This is a genomic window from Rubritalea sp., from assembly GCF_039830215.1.
Classification (GTDB): Bacteria; Verrucomicrobiota; Verrucomicrobiia; order Verrucomicrobiales; family Akkermansiaceae; genus Rubritalea.
The window spans coordinates 1-4534 of record NZ_JBDOPO010000305.1; the positions used below are offsets into that span (position 1 = coordinate 1).

Below are 4534 nucleotides of genomic sequence, written 5' to 3' on the forward strand. Positions count from 1 at the left end.
CTTTGGGGTATGGCCATAAATGTAATAACTTAATAATAGACTAACCCATACTGTGGCAATCTTATTTGCGAATCAACGAGCAATCGCCGCGAAATACAATAACCTTATCCTATCACTCTGTTTGTCATTACTATTGTGGTAAAAAACAACGTTATAAATGCTTCGCGCGACCATATCATGGATGTGGCATTTTTTGTGCTTTCTTAACTGATGTGTAAAAAAGAAGTACGAGGATTACATCTAGAAGTCGTTTTGTTTGAAAAATCCCAAAATGGTTTGAATATGTACTTATTTATCTGTGGCTTAGTGAGTTTAGTTAGACCCACAAAATAGTTTTCCCTTCACCTAAGTTAGTCTTTTGGGTTAGATCTGAAATATCACAGTCAGCCATCGCTGATGCCTTGCAAAAGTGTGCTAAGTTCCTACTCTTTCTGGACATGGATTCACCCTCATTGACTTCCGGCTCACTGCCATTGCACATTCGTCGAATTGCCCTGCCAATGAGCATCGGGTATTTTTTTAACACAATGTATAATGTGGTGGATTCCTTCTACGCTGGACGCATTTCGACCGAAGCCCTCGCTGCGATGGCTCTATCCTTCCCTTTGTTCTTTATCATTGTTGCCATCAGTGGAGGCCTCGCACGTGGAGCATCAGCTTTAATTGCCAACGCCATTGGCGCCAAAGATAAGGATCTAGAAGCCACGCTTTCTGGGCAAGTTTTCTCACTGGCATGCGTTTGCGCCCTTGCAGTCAGTATTTTTGGGCTCAGTACGGCCACTCCGCTTTTTAAAATGCTCGGAGCCAGTGATAACTACCTCTCGCTGGCAACCAGCTACACCACCCCTCTCTTCATCGGCGCGGTCTTTTTCCTGCTCAGCAGCATGAGCAATGCCATTCTACTGGCACACGGCGATAGCAAGACATACAGCAGGGTGCTTATCATTGGCTTCTTTCTTAATCTAATTCTCGACCCATGGTTTCTCTATGGCGGCTTTGGCCTGCCTGCAATGGGAATAAAAGGTATAGCATGTGCGACCGTGTTGATCCAAGCGATCGGCGGTTTCTATCTATTCTCCGTGGTGGTTCGCCGTGGTCATGTGACACTACGTTGCACTGAACACTTGAAGCCTAAGTTAAAAACTTATGGTCAGATTTTGCGCCAAGGAATCCCGACTAGCTTTAACCTAATGTCTATCGCGATGGGTTTTTTTGTCACCACCTACTTCCTCAAGTTTTATGGTGAAGGAGCAGTAGCAGCCTTCGGTGTGGGCACGCGGATCGAACAAATGGCCTTGCTCCCTGCTATCGGCCTAGGTTCTGCCATTGTCTCTATCGTGGGCCAGAATAATGGAGCCGGCGAAATCGAGCGCGTGCGGGAATGCGTGCGTCTCTGTTTTAAATATGGCCTCTACCTGATCATCACAGCTTCCGTGTTGCTCTTCGTATTCGCCACTCCATTGGTTCAACTCTTCACTGAGGACTCTGAGGTCATAGAGACCGGCACGCGCTATGTTCGCATCGTGTCCTTCATCCAGTGGGCCTACGTCGCTGGATTCATCTACATCGGTTTCCTTCAGGCTATGAAGCGGCCGATGTACGGATTTGCCGAGGCTTTGACACGCAAGGTTATCCTACCTTTGGTGGTGTTCAGCTTAGTCGTACATTTTTTCCAACTAAGTCTTGAGGGTTTTTGGATGGCTATGTGTGCGATAAATATCGTCATGGCAGGCATCACTATCAGCTACGGGCAATCGGTGCTTCGCAGGCTGTGCTAGTCATCGGTCAATGGTCAATGGTCAATGGATTCTTAGTACCATTTGATAGTTTCTCAGTCATCCCGTAGCAACTCAATGAGTATCTGTCATGCTTGAATGGGCATTGCTTTTTTTGACCGATGCGGTGGCTTCATTTTTTATTTTAAAAGTCATACTAGCTATACAAAGGTTTCCTTCTCGCCTGTTGCCTCATGCGGACATGCTGTAGCTTTACTCGGTACGATGTTTCACAGGTTGCCGCATAGGATGAAGACCTCTCCCTGTCTCATAGGATCTGAGCCGTTCTCATTAGGTATATTCGGCCACATGCCACCCCACGAACTACTGCGAGTAGGCTGGAAAAATGATTAGACCAATCTGCTATTTGACCTTGCAAACACATCAAGAGCTAAAGGAGCAGGGCTGACCATAGTTGCCAGCGTATTGTATGTAGACTAAGGCCTAGAAAATCATAAATTTGTGGGCTATTTTATTTGTTTACAGTAAACTTTGGTGCCACAGCGAACTTGATAGAAAGCACCACGACTACTTGCCTCCCAGTCCGTAATATTGGTGATAAAGACCACTACCTTTTGTTTCAGTCGATGATTAAAATCCTCTCAACTCAGCGCATTGGCGTCGGGTACTGCTGTTTCTCACTCGTTGGATTTTTTAAAGGATGAGGACATCACGTATGAGTATATATTTCTCTTGGGCTTCTTGAGTAGATCATTTCGTACTGTGTATGGCTATTGTCTATAGTCACCCAGAAGCCCCCCTTTGGCAAAGCTCGTAGCGATGCGTAAAGTTCACATAGGTTGTGTCGAATAAATCAATATCGACTTGCTGAAGGTGAGCGCAGTAAGTTGCTGCGCGGGTGTCATCGTGGTGGCGAACCGCTTCACGAATAGCACAAGACGGCAGAAAGCTCTGTAGGTTCCGGGCTCCCGCTAAGCTATCTGTCCAACGTGAATAAATAGGCAGTTTTAACGCAAACATCATAATGTCCTGTGGCGTGCATGAGTGGCGCGACGAGCAGGCTTACGACATGACTCCATGCTGTAAATGTTTGAACTGGTTTATCCATGCCCCTGCTTTCTAGAGAGCTTGCTGAGCTGAGTGAGCACAGGCAGTTTGTCTTTGGATTGGCTTGTAGTGTACTAGGTCTATTATAAGGGCGATCAGCCATACAAATGGTCAACCTAAGAGATGGCTGTGGAATCACCAATTGAATAAACGAGCTCAGAGCGCTGGGGAAAGACCAAGATCGTTGATTGAGCCCGTGTCATAGGTGGCGACAAGTAGATTCATCACCGTGAATAATCATAACACATTATATACCAGTAACTTGCGCAACCAAATCTACACAATCAATTAACAAATACACCCTAAAGCTAAACCTCACGCCTAACTATTAAAATGTTGATCAATACAATCTAATCGCACACCAACTGAGTGAATTTTCGGAGTGATTGGTTGAACTCATCGATCCTACCCTCTTCCAACTGAGTCTTGCGTTCTATGTAATCTAAGGTAGATAGCTCACATGGAAATTGTCACACTCGATGAAATCACCCAAGGTCAGAACTGGGTTGGTCTAGGTATTGCAGGGAACCAGGCTGAGCATCTTGTTCAAGCGGGTGAGGCAGATGACTTCAAAGAAGTTGTAGCGTTAGAAAATGCCCCAAAAGGGATGTTCCCATGGTATATTTCAGGTTCTGATAGCTTCCTTTCCGTTAATCCCCTTTCGCACGCTCTGCTTAATAACAATGGCGAGGGATTCCTCCAGCCCGAGCCTGAAATCGCACTGGTGGTAAAATTCGAGTATGCTGAAAGTGGTCCACAGCTGTTAGACGGCATCTCGGTACTTGGTTTCAGCTCCTTTAACGACTGCTCTCGCAGAGTCGCAGCGTCAAAGATCAGCAAAAAAAAGAACTGGGGAGCTGCTTCACAGGGGATGGCTAAAGAAATTCTAAGCATTGATGACTTCACTCAGAAAGGAGGCTCGATCGACAACTACCGCCTCACCTGCTACCTCAAACGCGATGGCGTACTCATCCCTTACGGTAAAGACACCGCCGTTACTGATTACTGTTATTTCAATCAGACTTTAGTCGATTGGATGGTGAACCAGATCAACACTCAGCTAGACCATGGACCGCTCGAGCCAATAGGTCCGATGTTAGCTAAATCCAAACCGTCTTACGGTGTGGTAGGTATCGGAGCGACTTGCTATTCCGAATTTGGCAACAGCGAGATGCGTTTCCTAAAAGAAAACGACGAAATCTTCGTCATAGCCTACGACGGAACTCAATACACCAGAGCAGGAGAACTCGAGGCTCTCTTGAGTGAAAACAAGGTACATGAGTGCAAAGCCCTGATCCTTCAGCAACAAGTCACGACTATTTAAGTTATCAGCATTTCGACGTAGGCTAGATAGAGAAGAATCAACTGAGTGCATACAGCTGTCATCCATTCTGTCTTCGATTACCCTTAGATAGATTTCAACTAAGTGATGTGCGCCAATTATATTGTATGGAGGTCAGTTGAGCGATGTGTGAATCGACTACATTCTAGGCCAGAAGATCCTCATAATTTGCCTCAGTTTAGTCATCATAATAACCGACTTCTAGTAATACTCCCTGCATACCCCATAGGTCTGGGCTTGACTTTGACATATCCAAGATGCTTGTCCATTTCGCCCTGTAGAGCACTTGCTTAGAGGCGTCACACGATCATGTTTTGAGGTTGGCTTCCATGGGCTGCTAGCACACCAG

General features: G+C 45.9%; 3 protein-coding genes. 2 read left to right on the forward strand and 1 reads right to left on the reverse strand.

Annotation, left to right across the window (positions count from 1 at the left end; genetic code table 11):
- Positions 1-437: 437 nt before the first annotated feature.
- Positions 438-1778: an MATE family efflux transporter gene (locus tag ABGY95_RS10150; protein WP_347441567.1), complete on the forward strand. Its 1341-nt coding sequence runs from the start codon at positions 438-440 to the stop codon at positions 1776-1778.
- A 741-nt stretch (positions 1779-2519) separates the two neighbouring features.
- On the opposite strand, the gene ABGY95_RS10155 is transcribed toward ABGY95_RS10150, so the two are convergent.
- Complete coding sequence (locus tag ABGY95_RS10155) at positions 2520-2759, reverse strand: hypothetical protein (protein WP_347441568.1); 240 nt, start codon at positions 2757-2759, stop codon at positions 2520-2522.
- A gap of 544 nt (positions 2760-3303) precedes the next feature.
- Between ABGY95_RS10155 and ABGY95_RS10160 the strand changes: the two genes are divergently transcribed.
- The gene (locus ABGY95_RS10160) at positions 3304-4167 is read left to right on the forward strand and encodes a DUF5718 family protein (RefSeq protein ID WP_347441569.1); all 864 of its coding nucleotides are present in this window, start codon (positions 3304-3306) and stop codon (positions 4165-4167) included.
- Positions 4168-4534 lie beyond the last annotated feature (367 nt).